Here is a 20,633-nt window from a genome sequence, read left to right as displayed (position 1 = left end):
TTAGCCAGAACGGTAGTGATAGCAGCGGTCAGCGTTGTTTTACCATGGTCAACGTGGCCGATAGTACCGACGTTAACATGGGGTTTTGTACGTTCAAATTTTTCTTTAGACACGGCGATATTCCTTACTCAAATGCTCTCTCCCTATGGAGAGAGCACGGGATCAATGTGTTAAACCCGGATTATTTACCACGGGCTTCAATAACGGCCTGAGCTACGTTGTTCGGCGCTTCAGCGTACTTCAGGAACTCCATGGAATATGAAGCGCGGCCCTGAGTCTGCGAACGCAGATCGGTAGCATAACCAAACATTTCGGACAACGGAACCTGTGCGCGAACAGTCTTGCCAGTTGCAGTATCTTCCATACCTTCGATGATACCGCGACGACGGTTAAGGTCACCGATTACGTCACCCATGTAGTCTTCCGGCGTTTCAACTTCAACTTTCATGATCGGCTCAAGCAGAACAGGTTTGGCTTTCTTAAAGCCGTCTTTAAACGCCAGTGAAGCAGCCAGTTTAAACGCCAGTTCCGAGGAGTCGACATCATGGTAAGAACCGAAGTGCAGACGCACAGCGATATCCACTACCGGATAACCCGCCAGAGGACCCGCTTTCAACTGTTCTTGAATCCCTTTATCAACAGCCGGGATATATTCGCCAGGAATCACACCACCTTTGATGTCATTGGTAAAGGTGTAACCCGGGCCGCCTGGTTCCAGCGGAGACAGGTCGATCACAACGTGACCATACTGACCGCGACCACCAGATTGCTTGGCATGCTTACCTTCAATGTCTTTAACCGTTTCACGGATCGTTTCACGGTAGGCAACCTGAGGTTTACCGATGTTCGCTTCAACGTTGAATTCACGTTTCATACGGTCAACGATGATTTCCAGGTGCAGTTCACCCATACCTGCGATGATCGTCTGGTTTGATTCTTCGTCAGTCCATACGCGGAATGACGGGTCTTCTTTCGCCAGACGCCCCAGAGCCAGCCCCATTTTTTCCTGGTCAGCTTTGGTTTTTGGTTCAACAGCGATAGAGATGACCGGCTCTGGGAACTCCATACGCTCCAGAATAATCGGAGAGTTTGGATCACACAGAGTGTCGCCTGTCGTCACGTCTTTCAGACCGATTGCCGCAGCAATGTCGCCAGCACGAACTTCTTTGATTTCTTCACGTTTGTTGGCATGCATCTGAACGATACGACCAAAACGCTCACGTGCGGATTTCACAGAGTTCAACACCGTGTCGCCTGAGTTCACCACGCCAGAGTATACGCGGAAGAAAGTCAGGTTACCCACAAACGGGTCGGTAGCGATTTTGAACGCCAGTGCAGAGAACGGCTCTTTGTCGTCGGAATGACGCTCAGCCGGAGTATCTTTACCGTCATCCAGAATGCCTTTGATCGCAGGGACGTCGGTCGGCGCCGGCAGATATTCGACAACCGCATCCAGCATTGCCTGTACGCCCTTGTTCTTGAACGCAGAGCCACAAGTGACCAAAATGATTTCGTTGTTCAGCACGCGTTGACGCAGAGCGGATTTGATCTCTTGCTCGGACAGTTCTTCACCGCCGAGATATTTTTCCATCAGTTCTTCGTTTGCTTCAGCCGCGGACTCAATCAGGTTCTGGTGCCATTCCTCAGCCAGATCCTGCATATCAGCCGGAATCTCTTCATAAGTGAAGGTCACGCCCTGATCGGCGTCATTCCAGTTGATGGCTTTCATCTTCACCAGGTCGATAATACCAGTGAAGCTGTCTTCCGCGCCGATTGCCAATTGCAGCGGAACAGGGGTCGCACCCAGACGGGTTTTGATCTGTCCCACGACTTTCAGGAAGTTCGCGCCCATGCGGTCCATTTTGTTAACGAACGCGATACGCGGAACTTTATATTTGTTAGCCTGACGCCATACTGTTTCAGACTGGGGCTGAACACCACCAACCGCACAGTAAACCATTACTGCGCCGTCAAGAACACGCATGGAACGTTCTACTTCGATGGTGAAGTCAACGTGCCCCGGGGTGTCGATGATGTTAACGCGGTGCGGCTCAAACTGCTTGGCCATACCAGACCAGAAAGCGGTGGTAGCAGCGGAGGTGATAGTGATACCACGTTCCTGCTCCTGCGCCATCCAGTCCATGGTGGCCGCGCCGTCATGAACTTCACCGATTTTGTGGTTTACACCCGTGTAGAACAGAATACGTTCTGTCGTGGTGGTTTTACCGGCGTCGATGTGTGCACTGATACCGATATTACGGTAGCGTGCAATGGGTGTTGTACGAGCCATTTGTTTCCTCTATATCCTAGGGCGTTCAATTTAGTTAACCCAGACGGGTCGGCTTTTTGAAGCGCCCGCCTGGTTAGCATAACTACAACGAAGGAATTACCAACGGTAGTGAGCGAACGCCTTGTTGGCTTCAGCCATACGGTGAACGTCTTCACGTTTCTTGACAGCAGTACCTTTGTTTTCCGCTGCATCAGAAAGTTCGTTCGCCAGGCGCAGAGCCATGGATTTATCACCGCGTTTACGAGCAGCTTCAACGATCCAACGCATTGCCAGGGCATTACGACGGACCGGACGGACTTCAACTGGTACCTGATAAGTAGAACCACCAACGCGGCGAGACTTAACTTCGACAGTCGGGCGAACGTTGTCCAGCGCTACTTCAAAAGCTTCCAGGTGATCTTTACCAGAACGCTGAGCCAGGGTCTCAAGCGCGGTATAGACAATTGCTTCAGCAGTAGATTTTTTACCATCTACCATCAGGATATTGACAAATTTGGCCAGCAACTCTGATCCGAATTTCGGATCCGGCAGGATTTTACGTTGACCAATGACGCGACGACGTGGCATGGAAATACTCCGTTGTTAATTCAGGATTGTCCAAAACTCTACGAGTTTAGTTTGACATTTAAGTTAAAACGTTTGGCCTTACTTAACGGAGAACCATTAAGCCTTTGGCTTCTTCACGCCGTATTTGGAGCGGGCTTGCTTACGGTCTTTAACACCAGAGCAGTCCAGCGCGCCACGAACGGTGTGGTAACGCACACCTGGCAGGTCTTTAACACGACCGCCGCGGATCAGGATCACGGAGTGCTCCTGTAGGTTATGACCTTCACCACCGATATAGGAGGTAACTTCAAAACCGTTAGTCAGACGAACACGACATACTTTACGCAGTGCGGAGTTCGGTTTTTTCGGAGTGGTGGTATATACACGCGTACATACGCCACGTTTCTGCGGGCAGGCTTCCAGCGCCGGAACGTTGCTTTTCGCAACCCTCAAAGCGCGCGGTTTGCGTACCAGCTGGTTAATTGTTGCCATTAATAAAGCTCCTGGTTTTTGCTTCGTAAACACGTAATAAATCGTCTCGTACTTGCGCAAGGCAAAGTACGAGGACGCAGAATTTTAGGGCTGGCGGTGAAAGGAGTCAAGAAATATACAAAAATTCAGCGTTACCACGCCAGCTGCTGTGGATGTTGCACCGTCAATTGAACAAACTGATTATAGCCAATTAATATGGCGCTGCCTAAAATTTGTGCAGCAATACCTCTGGCATCGGCATCATGCTGGATAACATATAAAGAGACAGGCGCTTCAAGGAGGCGTTTCGCTATGTCGGTTTCAGCCAGCGCCGCAATCACGCCGTCCTGCATTAAAACCAGCACGTCGCCAGACTTCAGACAGCGTAGAAGTGAATCCATATCGCTGTGGTAGGGGGAATGAGAAAGCGTGTGCAACATAAATAAAACGCCTGTCGCTAAAATGTGAGAACCGAATGATAACTGGCTAGCTTGTCACGCAACGCCGCCGGAGCAAGCAGTTCAATATCCACAACCCAATCCGTATTCATATTGATGCCACGCTGACGGATTGATGTTTCGCACGCATAGCAATGTTCAATGTCATACAACGGCAGTACGCCAAAGGTCGCGATATAGTTGCGCATCAGAATTTTTTCAGGCTGTTGCGCCGGCAACAGTTGCAACACGCCATCGCCAATAAAGAATACGCCGATTTCTTCAGTCAGCGCGGACATCGCCAGAAGCGCATCCAATCCCTCGCGCCCCGACGCGTTGCCATGAGGCCCGTGACTAAAAACAAAAGCAATATGCTTCATGACTCTGCCTTCAAGACCTCATTAAAACTGTATGACCCGATCACATGCCAGCACCGACTGGGCCAACTCGCCCAAACCGCTCAGTGTAAAACCAGACTGTAAATTGGCGCTGCCCGATTTGAGTTGCTCAGCCTGCTGTTGATCAGCGATCCCGCGCCGCAATGCGGCGGCGATACAGACATTCAGGGCCACATCATGCTCCTGTCCCAAACGCTGCCAGGCACGGACAAGATCAAATTCGTCGTTTGCCGGTGACGTTAACTGGTTGGCATTAAGTACGCCTTCACGGTAGAAAAAAACGCTTTCCAACCGATGCCCTTCCGCTAATAGCGCTTGCGCGAACTGAAAAGCGCTACTCGCCTGCTGGGTTCCGTAGGCTGGCCCCGTCACCAACAGACAATAACTCAGCATCCGCGCTCATGTCCGCTGAAATCGCCGCTTTTAAACTGGCGAATATAAAGATACACCGTGTGCTTGGAAATATTCAGACGTTCAGCGACCTGGTTGATCGCATCTTTGATATCAAAAATGCCTTTTTCATACAGGCTCAGGACAATTTGCCGGTTCTTCGCATTGTTTGAGACATTTCGATCGGCATTGACTTCCTCAATAGAAAACTCCAACGTTTGCGCCACCAGATCGTCGACCGAAGAAGCAAAGTTGACCGATGACGCCACCTCGTGCGCTTCAGGCGGAATGAAGGTCTGAACAATCTGAGAAAAAGGGACATCCAGATTCATGTTAATACACAACAGCCCAATAACGCGCTGGTCGCGGTTGCGAATCGCAATCGTAACTGATTTCATCAGTACGCCGCTTTTAGCACGGGTGAAATAAGCCTTGGATACGCTGCTATCCTCCCCGGCCATATCATGCAACATGCGTAATGCAAGATCAGTGATGGGCGAGCCGATTTTCCTGCCGGTATGTTCACCGTTGGCAATCCGCACGGCAGAACATTTAAGATCTTCAAGCGAGTGAAGAACAATTTCGCAATGCTCGCCGATTAACATGGCCAGACCATCGACCACCGCTTCATACGATTTCAGGATCTCATAATCCGTCTGACTAAACGGACGTTCATCCAGCAAATCAAGGTCATAAGATTCGCCGGATACAAGCGAATTAGACATGGCAGACACCACCCTCAACGTCATTTATTTATTGTATTGACAGGAGACATATTCTAGCAAATGTCCACTCTATCGTCCCCGAATTTAACGGTTACATCACGGAACGTTGAACTTGCTCATATCTATATATCAGAAAGAAAAAACCGCAGGTTGATGACCTGCGGTTGATACCTCATCATCTTATCTTGATGTGAGTTACTGTGCGCTTTCCTTGGCGGCAGGCTTTTCTGCTTTAGCAGCATCCGCGGCTTTTACGTCAGCTTCAGATTTGATATCCAGCAGTTCAACGTCGAATACCAGCGTGGAGTTGGCGGGAATGCCAGGTACGCCGTTTTCACCGTACGCCAGTTCTGGTGGAATAACCAGTTTGATTTTTCCGCCTTTCTTCACATGTTTCAAACCTTCCGTCCAACCAGGGATGACGCCATCCAGACGGAAGGAAAGCGGTTCGCCGCGTTTGTAGGAATTATCAAACTCGTTATTGTCTACCAGCGTACCTTTGTAGTTAACCACCACCGTATCGCTGTCTTTTGGCGCGTTGCCGCTGCCCTCTTTCTCTACCAGATAGAGCAGGCCGGATTCAGTTTTCTTCACGCCTTTTTCTTTGGCGAAAGCGTCACGATACTTGGTGCCTTTATCAGCGTTGTCTTTCGCGTCCTGCTTCATCTTGGTTTCTGCCGCTGCTTTTACCCGGCCTTCAAAACCTTGCAATGTCTTTTCAATTTCTTCGTCACTCAATTTGCTCTTATCGGCAAACGCGTCCTGAACGCCGGCAATCAGCTGAGCTTTATCCAGCTTGATGCCAAGCTTTTCCTGCTCTTTCAGCGAATTATCCATGTAACGTCCCAAAGAGGCGCCTAATGCGTAAGCTGCGGCCTGTTCATCATTCTTGAATTTAGCCGTGGCGCTCGCCGTCTCTGCCGCCAGAGCCTGACCAGCGTTCAGAGTGAGTGCCATCGTCGTCGCTAACAGCGTTACTTTAAACAGTGATTTCATCCATTTCTCCAGCATCTGGAACAACACGCTCCAGCCATCATTAAAATAAATTCGCGCCTACTATAACTGTGCGTCCGAAGACAACACAACGACACGCATAACAAACTGTTGATAAAAAATCTTCAGATAGCCTATTGGTCCCTATTCCGACCGTTTTTACTACCAGAAGTTTCCGCTTTCTGACAAACTCTGAGGGAAACAGCGTCAAGAGGAAAAACCATGTCACCGTCTTTATTTGAAGAGCGGCTCGAACTACTGGAAAGCCGTCAGGCCTTTCAGGAACTGACGATAGAAGATCTGAATCAAACTATTATTCAACACGAGCGGGAAATCAGTCGGTTACGTGAGCAGGTGCGTCTGTTGACGGAAAGATTACGGACTCAGCAAACCTCGTTAGTCGCACCACAATCAGAAGAAACGCCGCCGCCGCACTACTGATATCCGATCGCTTAGCGTCGTACCCATACAAGAAACCTCAGAACAACAGCCATTGCTCTGAGGTTATCTATCTCTACCGCGCGCCACACTGCGCTTTGCGAACAACATTCACGTTTATCCGCAAAACGATTTCCGTTAGCCATCAGGCCAGACGCATTAGTGGCAACCGCAGCCTCCGTTTCCGCCACAGCCGCCTTTACCGTGCTCGTGACCATGCTCATGACCATGACCGCCGCAGCAACCATCGCCGTGTTCATGATCGTGTTCGCCATGAACGTGACCATGCGCCAGTTCTTCCTCGGAGGCTTCGCGGATCGCGATGACTTCGACATTGAAGCTCAGATTCTGACCTGCCAGCATATGGTTGCCATCAACCACCACGTGGTCGTCTTCCACTTCGGTGATCTCGACAGGCACAGGTCCCTGGTCGGTTTCAGCCAGGAAACGCATACCGACCTGAAGCTCATCCACGCCCATAAAGACATCTTTAGGCACGCGCTGCACCAGGTTTTCGTCATAGTTGCCGTAAGCATCGTTGGAAGCAATATTCACATCGAAACGCTCACCCACAGCACGGCCTTCCAACGCATTTTCCAGACCGGAAATCAGCGAGCCATGACCATGCAGATAGTCCAGCGGCGCACTCACCGGAGACTCATCAACCAATACACCGTCTTCTGTACGTACCTGGTAGGCCAAACTGACCACCAGATCTTTTGCTACTTTCATGATATCTCCTACCGTTGGAAATCAAACTGGCGCAAATTGTAGCTGAAAAAAATCCTCATGTACCGTCCGCCAATTCAATCAGGGTGAAAAATGCCGATAATGTCTTCCGTTGAGCGTCCCGATGGCGCAGTTGGTTCATCCGACTGGCGTTGGTGATAGCCGCATTTGACGCAGATCACAACCTCAGTTTCATTTTCACGCCCGACAGCCAGCGTATCCTGTGCCTGACATTTGGGGCAGACCGCCCCGGCAATAAACCGTTTACGCATTGTTCATGACCTATTTTCTGTTTCCGCGTCGTCAAGATCGTCCCAGTCATCCGGTAGGCGTCGTTCACGCTGCATTTCCCGCTGGAAAATATCCTCTAGTTCACGCCGCGCTTCTTTGACACGGGAGATCTGCGCGCCATCGCCCGACAACTGCGGCATCAGTTCGCGCAGCATGCGCATATCCAGACGCCGGAAATGCTGTTGCGCGCGGAATGCCTGATGAGGGTGCATCCCCAATGTCATCAGCGTCTTACGTCCCAACTCCAGCGCACTGGAAAACGTTTCACGCGAGAAATGCCTTACGCCGGCCTGCAACAATTCATGCGCTTCAACCCGCCCACGCGCGCGCGCTAAAATTTCCAGATGCGGAAAATACTGTTGACACAGATGCACAATCTCCATGGTATCTTCCGGCGCATTACAGGTAATGACGATCGACTGCGCTTGCGCCGCCCCCGCCGCCCGCAATAACTCCAGTTCCGTCGCATCGCCATAGTACACTTTATAACCATAGCGTCTCATCAGGCTGACGGCGCTGATATCGCGTTCCAATACTGTGATCCGCATTTTGTTTGCCATCAACAAACGACCTATGACCTGACCGAAGCGCCCGAATCCCACGATAATGACCTGCGGTTCATCGTCGGCCACATAGGGCTTCTCATCGGAAACGTCCTGTTGGTTATAACGGCGCGCCAGGATGCGGTCGATCAGCTGCATTAACAACGGCGTCGTCATCATGGATAACGTCACCGTCACCAACAGCAACGGTAATTGTTCGCCTTGCAGGACGTTATAGGTCGATGCCGCGGAAAACAGGACAAACGCAAACTCTCCGCCCTGGCTTAACACGCCGGCAAACTGCAAACGCTCCGAACGACGCATCCGATTGAGCCGCGCCAGAACATAGAGCACCGTGCCTTTGACCGCGACCAACACCAATACCGCGATCAGTATCTTAATGATGTGGGTATAGAGGATCCCCAGATTCAGCGCCATCCCGACGGAGATAAAGAACAATCCCAGCAACAGTCCTTTAAACGGTTCAATCGCGATTTCCAGTTCATGACGGTACTCGCTTTCCGCCAGCAATACGCCCGCGATAAAAGTGCCAAGCGCCATGGAGAAACCCAGTGCTTCCATAAAGAGCGCCGAACCCAGCACCAGCAACAGCGCGGCGGCGGTAAAAACCTCGCGCACGCCGGATGCCGCGATGAAACGGAACAACGGACGCACCAGATAACGGCCGCCTATCAGCATCCCGATAAACGCCGCCACCTTCAGTCCGATATGGCTCCAGTCGTCCACCTCGCCCTGAACCCCGGCCAGAATCGGGATCAACGCCAGTGCGGGGATCACCGCCAAATCCTGAAACAACAGCACAGAGAAACCAAGCTGGCCTGATTCGCTGCGATTCATGCCTTTTTCACGCATCAGTTGCAGCGCCATCGCCGTGGATGACATGGCAAGTCCTATACCGCCAATCAAGGCCGACTGCCAGGAGAAATCCGTCAGATAGAGTGCGCCGCCCAGTATCACCGTACTCAGCCCGACCTGCGCGGCGCCCACGCCGAAAATCGAACGCCGCAGCGTCCACAATTTTTTGGGATTCAGTTCCAGGCCGATGATAAACATCAGAAAAACCACACCAAGCTCGGAGAAATGCAGGATCGCCTCAACGTCCCGGATGAACCCCAGCCCCCACGGTCCAATCGCGATCCCGGCGATCAAATAGCCCAATACCGCGCCGATCCCTAATCTTGCGGCAATAGGCACAGCAACCACCGCCACAAATAGAAACAGCACGCCAGCGGTCAGTAGCGCAGAGCTCTCCATAATCAGCGTTCCTCTTTATCGAAAGGAGATGCCAGCCATTCGCCATAAGCCTGGGCATAACTTGCCAAAACATCCGGTTGCAGACGGCGCGCCCAGTAAACCACCATCGGTTGTAGCCAGTGCATACGGCACATCGACGCTGTCAGTTCAAATGGACGCAACAGATCCCCGATGGAGAAGCGGCTATTACTTGCCGTCTGATAGACATATTCAGGCTCTCCCGTGGTAATCACCGAACGCCAGTATTTTCCTTCCAGCGCATTGCCGCCAATACCATTGGCAAATCCACGCGACAACACCCGATCAAGCCATTCTTTCAGCAAGGCCGGACAACTGTAGGTATACAGCGGATGTTGGAAAACAATCACGTCATGTTCACGCAGCAACTGCTGTTCATGGTGGGCATCAATAAAAAAATCAGGATAGTGCGCGTACAGATCGTGCACCGTGACATTATCCAACTGCTGTGCCGATTGCAGTAAAACCCGGTTCGCCACTGAGTCCTGGGATTCAGGGTGGGCATACAGCAGCAAAATCTTTGGCGGCTGCGACATCATTCCCCTCCAAAGCGTCGTCATGGTTGACGTTTTCCGTTACCATGCAGCGCAACGACAAAAAAGCAGGACACCCAACGCCCTGCTATCAGGTCCATAATTTAACATACTCTGAACATACGGCGCTTTATGATTGTTTTCTCTTCGCTGCAAATTCGACGTGGTGCGCGCGTGTTATTGGATAACGCGACAGCCACGGTTAATCCAGGTCAGAAAGTCGGTTTGGTCGGTAAAAACGGTTGTGGCAAGTCTACACTGCTATCATTACTGAAAGGTGAAATCAGCGCCGATGGCGGCGGCGCCGCTTTTCCGCAAAACTGGGCGCTGGCATGGGTGAATCAGGAAACCCCGGCGCTGGATGTCCCGGCGCTTGATTACGTTATTGATGGCGATCGCGAATTTCGTCAGTTGGAAGCCGAACTGCAAACCGCCAACGAAGAGAATAACGGACATGCCATCGCGACGCTGCATGGCAAGCTGGACACCATTCAGGCCTGGACCATCCAGGCCAGAGCCTCAAGTTTGCTGCATGGACTGGGTTTCTCGCAAGACCAGCTACAGCAGCCCGTCAGCGCATTTTCCGGCGGCTGGCGTATGCGTCTTAATCTGGCGCAGGCGCTGCTTTGTCGCTCTGATTTGTTGTTGCTTGATGAACCGACCAACCACCTTGATCTTGACGCCGTCATCTGGCTGGAGAAATGGCTGAAAGGCTATTCAGGCACATTGGTGCTGATTTCGCACGATCGCGATTTCCTCGATCCCGTCGTGAATAAAATCCTGCATATCGAACAGCAGACGCTGAACGAGTACACCGGCAACTACTCCTCATTTGAACGTCAGCGGGCAACCCGGCTAGCGCAACAACAATCGCTGTATGAACACCAGCAGGAAAGAGTGGCGCATTTGCAGCACTATATCGACCGTTTTCGCGCCAAAGCAACCAAAGCAAAACAGGCGCAAAGCCGGATAAAAATGCTGGAGCGCATGGAATTGATCGCCCCGGCCCATGTGGATAATCCTTTCCGTTTCAGTTTCCGCCCGCCCGAATCGCTGCCCAACCCGCTGCTGCGCATGGAGAAGGTCAGCGCAGGCTACGGCGATAAGCTGATTCTGGCGTCGATCAAACTGAATCTGGTGCCTGGCTCGCGTATCGGCTTGCTGGGACATAACGGTGCGGGAAAATCCACGCTGATTAAACTGCTGGCGGGAACGCTCGCGCCGATGCAAGGTGAAATCGGCCTGGCCAAAGGGGTGAAGTTGGGATATTTCGCCCAGCATCAGTTGGAGTTTCTGCGGGCGGACGAATCGCCGTTACAGCACCTTGTCCGGCTGGCCGAACGGGAAACCGAACAACAACTGCGTGATTACCTCGGCGGTTTTGGTTTTCAGGGCGATAAAGTCACCGAGATCACCGCGCGTTTCTCCGGGGGCGAAAAAGCCCGTCTGGTTCTGTCGCTGATTGTCTGGCAGCGCCCGAACCTGTTGCTGCTGGATGAACCGACCAACCATCTCGATCTGGATATGCGTCAGGCGCTGACCGAAGCGTTGATCGATTTTGAAGGCGCGTTGGTGGTGGTATCGCACGATCGCCACTTGATCCGTTCCACAACCGACGATCTTTATCTGGTGCATGACCGCAAAGTCGAGCCTTTCGATGGCGATCTGGAAGACTACCAGCAATGGCTGGTCGGCCTGCAACGTCAGGATCACGCGTCGGATGAGACGTCAAAAGAGAACACAGTCAACAGCGCACAGGCCCGGAAAGAACAAAAGCGGCGGGAAGCCGAACTGAGAGCGCAGACGCAACCGTTGCGTAAGCAGATCGCCAAACTTGAGCAGCAGATGGAAAAGCTGGGCGCCGCGTTAAGCACAATTGAGACACGGCTGGCTGACAGCGAACTTTACGATATCAGCCGCAAAGCGGAGTTGACCGACTGCCTGCAACAACAGACCAAAATCAAAACCGAACTGGAAGAAACAGAAATGACCTGGCTTGACGTGCAGGAGCAGTTGGAGCGGATGAATCAATCTCTGGCGTAACGGATACCGGTTGCGGGTTGGCAGGCGATACCAACGCGCAACTGGCTGCTAACGCCAAATCAACAGCACGCACGCCGCGGTCAGCAACCCCATCGAAACGTTGAAGATAATCCACGCTTGTTTACTGCGCAGCAAACGGCCAATCAGAGCGCCGAACCCCAGCCATATGATGCCCGCCACCACATTCACCAGCACCATGCCAATGCTTATCGCGACGACCGACCGGCTATATCCCTCACCCGCCAGACTGAAACTGGCGACCGCCCCCAGCGCCATCAACCACGCTTTCGGGTTCAGAAACTGTAGCAGCCAGCCCTGATAGAGTCGCACGGGCTGGGGCGGTGCAACGGATGTTTCGAGTTTCTCATAAGCAGCGGTGGCAATTTTCCACGCCAGCCAAAGCAGGTAAGCACTACCGAGTACTTTAAGAATAAAATGCAACGAGGGATAGAGCAGAATCAGGCTGCCAACGCCAAACGCCACCATCAGTAAAATACTCTGCATCCCCAACATAATCCCCAGCATCAGCCACAAGGAACGCAGAAAACCAAAATTGGCGCCAGACGTGGTGAGCAACATGTTATTAGGTCCGGGCGTGATCGCAGCAACCCACAGGAAACCCAACATTGAGAGAAATAAACTCAGTTCCATGAAGTGGGCGCCCCTCGCCCGACCGTATTGATTTGATACTATTTTGTCGTTTGCAAAAAAGAGTGATTAACTGGCGGCATCGAAGCTAACAGTGTGATATTGATCGCACAAGATCTGCCAACAAAATTTTATCAATATGATGCATGACGTTTTTCGCCCGCTTATCGGCGCCAGCAATCCTCATATTCAGACACTGCTCCCCAGACTGGTGCGGCGCAAGGCATTGTTGCAACCAGTCTGGCAGACGCTTGAACTGCCTGACGGCGACTTCGTCGATCTCGCCTGGAGCGAAGTTCCTGAGCAAGCCCGTCATAAGCCGCGCGTGGTGTTGTTTCACGGTTTGGAGGGCAATTTCCATAGCCCGTATGCGCACGGTCTATTACATGCCTGCCGACAACACGGCTGGCTGGCCGTCATCATGCATTTTCGGGGATGCGGCGGTAAGCCCAATCGCATGCAACGCATCTATCACTCCGGTGAAACGGAAGATGCCAGCTACTTTCTGCGCTGGTTACAGACCACCTATGGCGATGTCCCTACCGCGGCGATTGGTATTTCTCTGGGCGGAAACATGTTGGCCTGCCTGCTGGAAAAACAAGGTGATAAATGCCTGTTGTCCGCCGCCGTGATTGTTTCGGCCCCATTGATGCTGGAACCGTGTAGCAGGCGGATGGAACAGGGCTTCTCCCGCGTTTATCAACACTATTTACTGCATCTGCTGAAGCAAAATGCGATGCGAAAGCTGGTCGCCTACCCCGGCACGCTGCCCGTTCAATTGGCTCAGTTGAAAAAAATTAAACAGCTACGCGAATTTGATGATGTGATTACCTCACGGGCTCACGGCTTCATCGATGCCGCCGATTATTACCACCGCTGTAGCGCCCTGCCCAGGCTGTCGCTGATACGTAGGCCACTGCTGATTATTCATGCGAAAGACGATCCGTTCATGACCAACGATGTCATTCCCGACTTTTCCCGCTTACCGGCTAATATTGAATATCAACTGACAGATTATGGCGGACATGTGGGTTTTGTCGGCGGATCGCTGCTAAAGCCGGAGATGTGGCTTGAACAACGTATTCCGCACTGGCTTACCCCTTTTCTGGATAACGTTATTTCTGAATAACATTCCGACTTTCTCTATTGTGGAAAAACACCGTGATTATTCCCTGGGAACAACTCGATCCTGAAACGCTGGATAACCTCATCGAATCTTTTGTGCTGAGAGAAGGAACCGACTACGGCGAGGAAGAACGCACGCTGGCGCAAAAAGTCGCGGATGTACGGCGTCAATTGGAAACAGGCGAAGTGGTGCTGGTCTGGTCTGAATTGCATGAAACCATCAACATTATGCCCCGCAGCCAGTTTAACGCCGGTGAGCATCACTCGTATTGAGCGACTAAACATGTTAAAAAACCATTCATACGACACCATGCATATCTGTTTCCTTTTCTGATGGCGTTCAGTCTCCGCGATGGTAGTGCGGATACGCGCCGCCATCACGGAGTAACGCGTCTCATGTCACAAAAGCATCCGATTATTGCCGTCACTGGCTCCAGCGGGGCGGGAACCACCACCACCAGTCTGGCATTCCGCAAAATTTTCCAGCAGTTAACGATACGGGCGGCCCAACTGGAAGGAGATAGTTTCCACCGCTATACCCGTCCTGAAATGGATATGGAGATTCGCAAAGCACGCGATCTTGGCCGACACATCAGCTACTTTGGCCCCGAAGCCAATGATTTCAGCCTGCTGGAACAATCATTCATTGAATATGCCCAACATGGTCGAGGACAGACCCGCAAATATCTTCATACTTACGACGAAGCGATCCCCTACCATCAGGTTCCCGGTACTTTCACCCCCTGGGAACCCATGCCATCCCCTACCGATGTGCTGTTTTATGAGGGCTTGCATGGCGGCGTAGTCACCGATCAGCACAATGTGGCGCAGCACGTTGATCTACTGGTGGGCGTAGTGCCTATCGTCAACCTGGAGTGGATTCAAAAACTGATCCGTGACATCAATGAACGCGGACACTCACGCGAAGCCGTCATGGATTCCGTCGTGCGCTCCATGGAAGACTACATCACCTACATCACGCCGCAGTTTTCACGCACCCACATTAACTTCCAGCGCGTCCCCACCGTGGACACGTCCAATCCGTTTGCGGCCAAATCCATTCCATCGCTGGATGAAAGCTTCGTGGTGATCCATTTCCAGGGGCTGGATAATATTGATTACCCTTATCTGCTCGCCATGCTGCAAGGATCATTTATTTCTCACATCAATACGCTGGTCGTCCCCGGCGGAAAAATGGGGCTGGCGATGGAGTTGATTATGGCGCCGCTGGTGCAACGGCTGCTTGAAGGGAAAACCATTGAATAACCTGGCCGTGACACGACAAACAAAGCATGTCGCGTCACGATGGGAGTAAGTCATGGTGATAGTCGTTGTGTCAGGCCGGACAGGAAGCCTTACGTCAAATCCCGTACTTCATGACTGTGCGTAACCTTAACAGCCTTACTCAGCATCAACGCCACCGAACAATATTTCTCTGCTGACAGCGCCACCGCACGCTCTACCGCTTTATCGGTCAGCCCTTTCCCCGTGACGATAAAATGCAGATTGATGTGCGTAAACAGACGAGGGGCTTCTGTTCTCCGCTCAGAGGTCAATTTCACTTCACAATCGACGATATCGTGACGTCCTTTCTGCAAAATCGACACCACATCGATCGCGCTGCAACCGCCAACCGACATTAAGACCATTTCCATCGGGCTTGGCGCTTTATCACCCGCATTGCCGTCCAACAGAACCTGATGCCCTGATGAGGACTCGCCAAGAAACGTTAACCCCTCAACCCATTTAACCCGTGCCTGCATGGTGCCTCCACTAAAAAATATTTGAACATTTATACGGTTACTCTACAAAAAATCCGATAACCGACGCTTTGTCATGCTGAAGCGAGACAACACAAGACACGTCCCTCAAGCTGTGCTAAAAACGAAAATAGAATCTACGTTTTCTAGACACTGGACAAACTCAGATACAAGGAAGATGATGGCGTCGCCAGATAGTAGGTTCCAGTATATTCCCTGACGTCACTCTGCCTACATGGAATTTGATTTCTTAGCAGTAAAATACGCCGTACAGGGAACTCTGAGCCCTGTGATTTGCGCAGTGAATTACAACAGAGGATAATAGCGAATGGTTCTCGGCAAACCGCAAACAGACCCCACTCTCGAATGGTTCCTTTCCCATTGCCATATCCATAAGTACCCATCGAAGAGTACGCTTATTCACCAGGGTGAAAAAGCAGAAACGCTTTACTACATCGTGAAAGGCTCTGTCGCAGTGCTGATCAAAGATGAAGAAGGCAAAGAAATGATTCTTTCTTACCTCAATCAAGGCGATTTTATCGGCGAGCTTGGCCTGTTTGAAGAAGGTCAGGAACGTAGCGCCTGGGTTCGGGCTAAAACGGCTTGTGAAGTCGCTGAAATTTCTTACAAGAAATTCCGGCAACTCATTCAGGTCAATCCAGATATCCTCATGCGTCTGTCCGCGCAGATGGCAAGTCGTCTGCAAGTTACGTCGGAAAAAGTCGGCAATCTGGCTTTTCTTGATGTGACTGGTCGTATTGCGCAAACATTGCTCAACCTGGCGAAACAACCTGATGCCATGACTCACCCGGATGGTATGCAAATAAAAATCACCCGTCAGGAAATTGGACAAATCGTTGGCTGTTCGCGTGAAACCGTGGGCCGCATTCTTAAAATGTTGGAAGACCAGAATCTGATTTCCGCACATGGCAAAACGATCGTCGTTTACGGCACTCGTTAAACCCTTCTCCTACCCTACAAAAAGCGTGAAGTAATCTTCACGCTTTTTTAATCATTTCAGGGCAATAACGAATTAACAGGCGGCGTTAACCACCGCTGCAACGGCTTTCGCAAACTTGGTCATTCCCTGATCGATATCTTTTGGCTCAATAACCAGAGACGGGACGAAGCGAATCACGTTCGGACCAGCCATCAGCACCATCACCCCGTGCTCCGTTGCCGCGGCTAAAAAGTCACTCGCGCGACCATGCCACTCAGCTTTCAACTCAGCGCCCAACAATAACCCCATACCGCGAATCTGCTCGAAAATATTATATTGCTGATTAATCTTTTCCAGCGCATTGACGAACCGATCATGGCGATCCGCCACCCCCGACAGCACTTCCGGCGTATTGATCGTATCGAGTGCGGCCTCTGCCACCGCGCAAGCCAGCGGATTGCCCCCATAGGTCGTGCCGTGCACGCCCACGGTCATCACTGAGGCAATAGCTTCGGTGGTCAGCATCGCGCTGATCGGAAACCCGCCCCCCAGCGCTTTCGCCGTGGTCAGAATATCCGGCGTAATTCCGTAATGCATATAGGTAAACAGTTTGCCCGTTCTGCCCATGCCACTTTGCACTTCATCAAACACCAGCAACGCATTATGCTGATCGCACAGGTCACGCACGCCTTGCAGAAACGCGGGCGTCGCCGACGTAATTCCGCCCTCGCCCTGCACCGGTTCCAGCACCACCGCACACGTATGGTCATCCATCACCGCTTTGACCGCCGCCAGATCGTTGAAAGGCACATGAACGATATCCGCAGGTTTAGGCCCAAAACCATCAGCGTATTTTGCCTGCCCGCCAACGGACACCGTGAACAAGGTTCTGCCATGAAACGCGTTATAAAACGCGATGATCTTGGTCTTATACGGACTGTGGCGCTTAATGGCATAGTGACGCGCCAGCTTAAACGCGGCTTCATTGGCTTCCGCCCCGGAGTTCACAAAGAACACGCGATCGGCAAAAGTCGCATCAATCAGTTTACCGGCCAGACGCAACGCCGGTTCATTGGTATAGATATTACTGGTGTGCCACAACTGTTCGCCCTGCTGTTTCAATGCGGCAACCAGCGCAGGATGGCAATGCCCCAGTGCGGTAACGGCAATACCACCAGAGAAATCTATATATTCTCGTCCTTGCTGATCCCATACCCGGCTTCCCTTACCTTTTACCGGCACAAACTGCGCTGGTGCATAAACCGGCAAAATCACTTTATCGTGAGTTTCTCTTGTTACTGCTTTGTTCTCGGTTGCCATTTGCTGCCCCGCTCCGATATCCCATTATTCCGCATGAAAACATAGTCATCAAATATGCATAAAAAATCAAATTCAGGCAATATTAAATCACCAGTGCAAAACAATTACTTTTTATCTGGTTAAATTTTAAGGAAATTATTAAGAAGCTGATGTCCTTGCTGACTAAGTATGCTTTCAGGATGGAACTGCACCCCTTCCAATGGAAGTGAGCGATGCCGAATCCCCATAATCTCATCAGGTTCGCCGTTACGCTCACTCCAGGCAGTCACCGCAAAGCAATCGGGTACAGAATCCGCTGCAATGACCAGCGAATGGTATCGCGTCACCGTCAACGGCTGAGATAACCCGGAAAATACCCCGGTATCATCATGAGTGATAACGGAAGTTTTTCCATGCATGACCTGACGTGCGCGTATCACACGTGCGCCAAATGCCTGTCCCAGCGCCTGATGGCCAAGACAGACGCCCAGAATAGGCAATTTATCAGCAAAATGGCGGATCGCCGCCAGTGAAATACCGGCCTCATCCGGGGTACAAGGGCCAGGAGAAATCACCAGCCGATCAGGTGCAAGCCGTTCAATATCCGCCAGTTGCAGTTCATCATTACGTTTGACCAGCACGTCCGCCCCCAACTCGCAGAAATACTGATACAGGTTGTAGGTAAAGGAGTCGTAGTTATCGATAATCAGAATTTTTGACATAATAAGAAATTGTTTTTATTTATAATAATCATTAAGCACCTCCCATATTTCCCTTCATTATACACATTGCACCGCACACAATGCTCCAGCAAAGCATCAAGCGTTCCCTTTCCTACCTGGTCAACTCAGGATACAGACACAGCGTCTGTCTGCCCATTCTGTATAGATAATGAGAATGCTGTGTGAAGAGGAAGAGTAGAGACATAGAATGATCTCATGTGAGTAGCAGCTATAGTGCCGAAGCTTGATTAGCAATGATGAGTGCTGCCGTTTCCAGCAACACTGCAAGCACATTGATTGTCACACTCAGCCACTTCTCTGATAGGCTGCCAAGGTTAAAATCATAGAGAATTTCCGCAGTAGCTACATAGCTATAGATCCAATCCCCAGTGAGCAGATTAATTATATTCTTTCAACATTCTGCACTGACAGCGGTCTGTAGTGGTCAACAAAAACTGGCCACAGCTTTAGCGTTTTCCCAGAACAATCGTTCTGATTCATTCGGCGTCAAACCACCGTTGTATTGATGAGGTCTGAGCTGGCTGTAATATCCTGTTATGTAATTCGTTATCGCTGTGCTGGCCTCGCTAAAATTAGCATATCCATTATCCGGCACCCACTCTGTTTTCTGGCTTCTGAAAAACCGTTCCATTGGACTGTTATCCCAACAATTTCCCCGACGACTCAGGCTTTGCTTTCTCTGATATCTCCACAGTAACTGCCTGAAATTCCTGCTGGTATAGTGGCTACCTTGATCCGAGTGATACAGTTAGCTGGTTTCCCTCGCGTTTCCCAGGCCATGGACAGCGCTTTCCCTGTCAGTGCAGAGTCCGGGAAAAATGACATCGCCCAGCCAACCGGTTTACGGGAAAACAGATCAAGCACGACAGCTAAATAAGCCCAACGTTTACCTGTCCAGATATACGTGACGTCTCCGCACCACACCTGATTGGGCTCTGTTACAGCAAACTGGCGTTCCAGGTAGTTGGGGAGCTCAACATGTTCCTTAGACGCCTTCTTATATCGATGGCCGGGTTGCTGACAGCTGATGAGATTGAGCTCTTTCATCAACTTTGTTGCCCGCCAGCGGCTCAGTTTTACGCCTTTCGTGGTGACCATGGCAGTGATATGACGTGCGCCTGCAGAACCATTACTCTCGCGATAACTTTCACGAACAAGGCTGAGTAATTCCACCCTTGTAGCATCAGGTTTCTTTGGCTGCCGCCAGTATTTATAACTACTACGATGAACCCCAAACACATTGCACATGACGGCAACAGGAAACCGCGCCCTGAGTTTCTCAACTCATGAGAACTGTTCAGGGAGTCTGACATCAAGAGCGCGGTAGCCTTTTTTAATATATCTCTTTCCATTTCAATGCGTTGCAGTCTCTTTTTCAGTTTGCGTATTTCAATTTGCTCAGGTGTCATCGGCGATGCTGTAGGTGATTTTCCCGCTCGCTCTTCTTTCAACGGCCGGACCCACTTATCCATCGTGGATTTACCGACATTCATTGCCGTGGCAGCAGCGGCGACGGTGTAGTTCTGATCAAGAACAAGCTGGGCAGCTTCAAGGCGAAACTCGGGGCTAAAATTACGGCTGTTACGTCCGGTCATAATGTCCCTGTTTTTGACTATGAGGCAATGATATCACCGCTATACAGGTGGCCAAATTCAGTGTGCCACTACATTTATTATCAGACATATAATGATCCTGGCATCAATAATACATTCTTCAAATAAAACCTTATTATTAATAGGCGATATTTATTATTTACGTCCATTAAAATATAAAACCCTTTATAAACGCTTGAAGAGCTTTTCATTCGATAAAAACGGTGATCAGCATCGAAGGTTTGCGACCCTGGAAATTAAAATTTTATTTAATTTATAAATTATTATTAGCATTTATCACAACAATAACATCAAATTAAAAATAACATTATATTATCTGGAAACCAAATAAAGAAACAGCACCACCATTAAACTCCAAATAAATCACATCTATATGATTATAAAAA

General features: G+C 50.7%; 23 protein-coding genes and 1 pseudogene. 6 read left to right on the top strand and 18 right to left on the bottom strand.

The features are described from left to right. From NC856_RS10455 to fkpA, 9 genes are all read right to left on the bottom strand, one after another. Positions 1–113, bottom strand: a 113-nt coding sequence (locus tag NC856_RS10455) for a GTP-binding protein (protein ID WP_001336758.1), incomplete at its 3' end; no start/stop codon positions are given. Between the two features lie 68 nt (positions 114–181). Next, positions 182–2,290, bottom strand: coding sequence for an elongation factor G (fusA, locus tag NC856_RS10450; RefSeq protein WP_264090366.1), 2,109 nt, complete (start codon positions 2,288–2,290; stop codon positions 182–184). Positions 2,291–2,386: 96 nt separating this feature from the next. Continuing rightward, positions 2,387–2,857 (bottom strand): 30S ribosomal protein S7, encoded by a 471-nt coding sequence (rpsG, locus tag NC856_RS10445; protein WP_009111198.1) that lies wholly within the window; start codon positions 2,855–2,857, stop codon positions 2,387–2,389. A gap of 96 nt (positions 2,858–2,953) precedes the next feature. Continuing rightward, positions 2,954–3,328, bottom strand: coding sequence for a 30S ribosomal protein S12 (gene rpsL / locus NC856_RS10440; protein WP_113867541.1), 375 nt, complete (start codon positions 3,326–3,328; stop codon positions 2,954–2,956). A gap of 131 nt (positions 3,329–3,459) precedes the next feature. Next, entirely contained in the window at positions 3,460–3,747 is a 288-nt protein-coding gene (tusB, locus tag NC856_RS10435; RefSeq protein ID WP_264090365.1) for a sulfurtransferase complex subunit TusB, read from the bottom strand. Between the two features lie 17 nt (positions 3,748–3,764). After that, complete coding sequence (gene tusC / locus NC856_RS10430) at positions 3,765–4,124, bottom strand: sulfurtransferase complex subunit TusC (protein ID WP_264090364.1); 360 nt, start codon at positions 4,122–4,124, stop codon at positions 3,765–3,767. 21 nt (positions 4,125–4,145) lie between these two features. Then, positions 4,146–4,535, bottom strand: a complete 390-nt coding sequence (gene tusD, locus NC856_RS10425; protein WP_264090363.1) for a sulfurtransferase complex subunit TusD — start codon at positions 4,533–4,535, stop codon at positions 4,146–4,148. Continuing rightward, positions 4,529–5,257, bottom strand: coding sequence for a helix-turn-helix transcriptional regulator (locus NC856_RS10420; RefSeq protein WP_264090362.1), 729 nt, complete (start codon positions 5,255–5,257; stop codon positions 4,529–4,531). Before NC856_RS10420 ends, tusD begins: the two co-directional genes overlap by 7 nt. Before the next feature lie 195 nt (positions 5,258–5,452). Further along, a complete protein-coding gene (fkpA, locus tag NC856_RS10415) occupies positions 5,453–6,253 on the bottom strand; it encodes an FKBP-type peptidyl-prolyl cis-trans isomerase (protein ID WP_264090361.1) in 801 nt (266 codons plus the stop codon). A gap of 219 nt (positions 6,254–6,472) precedes the next feature. Here fkpA and NC856_RS10410 point away from each other — a divergent pair, with 219 nt between their 5' ends. Next, positions 6,473–6,691, top strand: a complete 219-nt coding sequence (locus tag NC856_RS10410) for a SlyX family protein (RefSeq protein ID WP_264090360.1) — start codon at positions 6,473–6,475, stop codon at positions 6,689–6,691. Between the two features lie 156 nt (positions 6,692–6,847). Here the strand turns inward: NC856_RS10410 and slyD are convergent, their stop codons facing one another. From slyD to kefG, 4 genes are all read right to left on the bottom strand, one after another. Beyond that, positions 6,848–7,420 (bottom strand): peptidylprolyl isomerase, encoded by a 573-nt coding sequence (slyD, locus tag NC856_RS10405; protein ID WP_264090359.1) that lies wholly within the window; start codon positions 7,418–7,420, stop codon positions 6,848–6,850. Positions 7,421–7,494: 74 nt separating this feature from the next. Continuing rightward, positions 7,495–7,689, bottom strand: coding sequence for a YheV family putative zinc ribbon protein (locus NC856_RS10400; RefSeq protein ID WP_264090358.1), 195 nt, complete (start codon positions 7,687–7,689; stop codon positions 7,495–7,497). A 3-nt stretch (positions 7,690–7,692) separates the two neighbouring features. Continuing rightward, a complete protein-coding gene (kefB, locus tag NC856_RS10395) occupies positions 7,693–9,525 on the bottom strand; it encodes a glutathione-regulated potassium-efflux system protein KefB (RefSeq protein WP_264090357.1) in 1,833 nt (610 codons plus the stop codon). Between the two features lie 2 nt (positions 9,526–9,527). Continuing rightward, positions 9,528–10,079 carry a glutathione-regulated potassium-efflux system ancillary protein KefG gene (kefG, locus tag NC856_RS10390; protein ID WP_264090377.1) on the bottom strand — a complete coding sequence of 184 codons (552 nt, stop codon included), beginning with the start codon at positions 10,077–10,079 and terminating at the stop codon, positions 9,528–9,530. A 129-nt stretch (positions 10,080–10,208) separates the two neighbouring features. Here kefG and NC856_RS10385 point away from each other — a divergent pair, with 129 nt between their 5' ends. Then, positions 10,209–12,119, top strand: coding sequence for an ABC transporter ATP-binding protein (locus tag NC856_RS10385; RefSeq protein ID WP_264090356.1), 1,911 nt, complete (start codon positions 10,209–10,211; stop codon positions 12,117–12,119). A 48-nt stretch (positions 12,120–12,167) separates the two neighbouring features. Here NC856_RS10385 and NC856_RS10380 read toward each other — a convergent pair whose 3' ends face one another. After that, entirely contained in the window at positions 12,168–12,770 is a 603-nt protein-coding gene (locus NC856_RS10380) for a LysE family translocator (protein ID WP_264090355.1), read from the bottom strand. 139 nt (positions 12,771–12,909) lie between these two features. Between NC856_RS10380 and NC856_RS10375 the strand changes: the two genes are divergently transcribed. The 3 genes from NC856_RS10375 to NC856_RS10365 all read left to right on the top strand — a co-directional run bounded on the left by NC856_RS10375 (position 12,910) and on the right by NC856_RS10365 (position 15,158). Continuing rightward, on the top strand, positions 12,910–13,896 hold the full coding sequence (locus tag NC856_RS10375) for a hydrolase (RefSeq protein ID WP_264090376.1): 987 nt from the start codon (positions 12,910–12,912) through the stop codon (positions 13,894–13,896). A 32-nt stretch (positions 13,897–13,928) separates the two neighbouring features. Next, on the top strand, positions 13,929–14,165 hold the full coding sequence (locus tag NC856_RS10370; protein ID WP_264090354.1) for a YheU family protein: 237 nt from the start codon (positions 13,929–13,931) through the stop codon (positions 14,163–14,165). Positions 14,166–14,288: 123 nt separating this feature from the next. After that, complete coding sequence (locus NC856_RS10365) at positions 14,289–15,158, top strand: phosphoribulokinase (protein WP_264090353.1); 870 nt, start codon at positions 14,289–14,291, stop codon at positions 15,156–15,158. 89 nt (positions 15,159–15,247) lie between these two features. Here the strand turns inward: NC856_RS10365 and NC856_RS10360 are convergent, their stop codons facing one another. After that, the gene (locus NC856_RS10360; protein ID WP_264090352.1) at positions 15,248–15,655 is read right to left on the bottom strand and encodes an OsmC family protein; all 408 of its coding nucleotides are present in this window, start codon (positions 15,653–15,655) and stop codon (positions 15,248–15,250) included. Between the two features lie 325 nt (positions 15,656–15,980). Between NC856_RS10360 and crp the strand changes: the two genes are divergently transcribed. Further along, a complete protein-coding gene (gene crp / locus NC856_RS10355; RefSeq protein WP_004090925.1) occupies positions 15,981–16,613 on the top strand; it encodes a cAMP-activated global transcriptional regulator CRP in 633 nt (210 codons plus the stop codon). A gap of 72 nt (positions 16,614–16,685) precedes the next feature. Here crp and argD read toward each other — a convergent pair whose 3' ends face one another. The 3 genes and pseudogenes from argD to NC856_RS10340 all read right to left on the bottom strand — a co-directional run bounded on the left by argD (position 16,686) and on the right by NC856_RS10340 (position 20,229). Then, complete coding sequence (argD, locus tag NC856_RS10350) at positions 16,686–17,912, bottom strand: bifunctional acetylornithine/succinyldiaminopimelate transaminase (RefSeq protein WP_264090351.1); 1,227 nt, start codon at positions 17,910–17,912, stop codon at positions 16,686–16,688. Positions 17,913–18,031: 119 nt separating this feature from the next. Further along, positions 18,032–18,613, bottom strand: a complete 582-nt coding sequence (locus tag NC856_RS10345) for an aminodeoxychorismate synthase component II (RefSeq protein WP_264090350.1) — start codon at positions 18,611–18,613, stop codon at positions 18,032–18,034. A gap of 445 nt (positions 18,614–19,058) precedes the next feature. Continuing rightward, a pseudogene (locus NC856_RS10340) lies at positions 19,059–20,229 on the bottom strand (IS3 family transposase). Positions 20,230–20,633: the final 404 nt, after the last annotated feature.

This window comes from Brenneria izbisi (assembly GCF_025840185.1).
Lineage (GTDB): Bacteria > Pseudomonadota > Gammaproteobacteria > Enterobacterales > Enterobacteriaceae > Brenneria > Brenneria izbisi.
This window is presented reverse-complemented; position numbering and strand designations above follow the sequence as displayed.

Excerpts from the sequence above, each read along its gene's own strand:
- fusA (WP_264090366.1), bottom strand. The coding sequence starts at position 2,290 with ATGGCTCGTACAACACCCATTGCACGCTACCGTAATATCGGTATCAGT.
- rpsG (WP_009111198.1), bottom strand. The coding sequence starts at position 2,857 with ATGCCACGTCGTCGCGTCATTGGTCAACGTAAAATCCTGCCGGATCCG.
- rpsL (WP_113867541.1), bottom strand. The coding sequence starts at position 3,328 with ATGGCAACAATTAACCAGCTGGTACGCAAACCGCGCGCTTTGAGGGTT.
- tusB (WP_264090365.1), bottom strand. The coding sequence starts at position 3,747 with ATGTTGCACACGCTTTCTCATTCCCCCTACCACAGCGATATGGATTCA.
- tusC (WP_264090364.1), bottom strand. The coding sequence starts at position 4,124 with ATGAAGCATATTGCTTTTGTTTTTAGTCACGGGCCTCATGGCAACGCG.
- tusD (WP_264090363.1), bottom strand. The coding sequence starts at position 4,535 with ATGCTGAGTTATTGTCTGTTGGTGACGGGGCCAGCCTACGGAACCCAG.
- NC856_RS10420 (WP_264090362.1), bottom strand. The coding sequence starts at position 5,257 with ATGTCTAATTCGCTTGTATCCGGCGAATCTTATGACCTTGATTTGCTG.
- fkpA (WP_264090361.1), bottom strand. The coding sequence starts at position 6,253 with ATGAAATCACTGTTTAAAGTAACGCTGTTAGCGACGACGATGGCACTC.
- NC856_RS10410 (WP_264090360.1), top strand. The coding sequence starts at position 6,473 with ATGTCACCGTCTTTATTTGAAGAGCGGCTCGAACTACTGGAAAGCCGT.
- slyD (WP_264090359.1), bottom strand. The coding sequence starts at position 7,420 with ATGAAAGTAGCAAAAGATCTGGTGGTCAGTTTGGCCTACCAGGTACGT.
- NC856_RS10400 (WP_264090358.1), bottom strand. The coding sequence starts at position 7,689 with ATGCGTAAACGGTTTATTGCCGGGGCGGTCTGCCCCAAATGTCAGGCA.
- kefB (WP_264090357.1), bottom strand. The coding sequence starts at position 9,525 with ATGGAGAGCTCTGCGCTACTGACCGCTGGCGTGCTGTTTCTATTTGTG.
- kefG (WP_264090377.1), bottom strand. The coding sequence starts at position 10,079 with ATGTCGCAGCCGCCAAAGATTTTGCTGCTGTATGCCCACCCTGAATCC.
- NC856_RS10385 (WP_264090356.1), top strand. The coding sequence starts at position 10,209 with ATGATTGTTTTCTCTTCGCTGCAAATTCGACGTGGTGCGCGCGTGTTA.
- NC856_RS10380 (WP_264090355.1), bottom strand. The coding sequence starts at position 12,770 with ATGGAACTGAGTTTATTTCTCTCAATGTTGGGTTTCCTGTGGGTTGCT.
- NC856_RS10375 (WP_264090376.1), top strand. The coding sequence starts at position 12,910 with ATGCATGACGTTTTTCGCCCGCTTATCGGCGCCAGCAATCCTCATATT.
- NC856_RS10365 (WP_264090353.1), top strand. The coding sequence starts at position 14,289 with ATGTCACAAAAGCATCCGATTATTGCCGTCACTGGCTCCAGCGGGGCG.
- NC856_RS10360 (WP_264090352.1), bottom strand. The coding sequence starts at position 15,655 with ATGCAGGCACGGGTTAAATGGGTTGAGGGGTTAACGTTTCTTGGCGAG.
- crp (WP_004090925.1), top strand. The coding sequence starts at position 15,981 with ATGGTTCTCGGCAAACCGCAAACAGACCCCACTCTCGAATGGTTCCTT.
- argD (WP_264090351.1), bottom strand. The coding sequence starts at position 17,912 with ATGGCAACCGAGAACAAAGCAGTAACAAGAGAAACTCACGATAAAGTG.
- NC856_RS10345 (WP_264090350.1), bottom strand. The coding sequence starts at position 18,613 with ATGTCAAAAATTCTGATTATCGATAACTACGACTCCTTTACCTACAAC.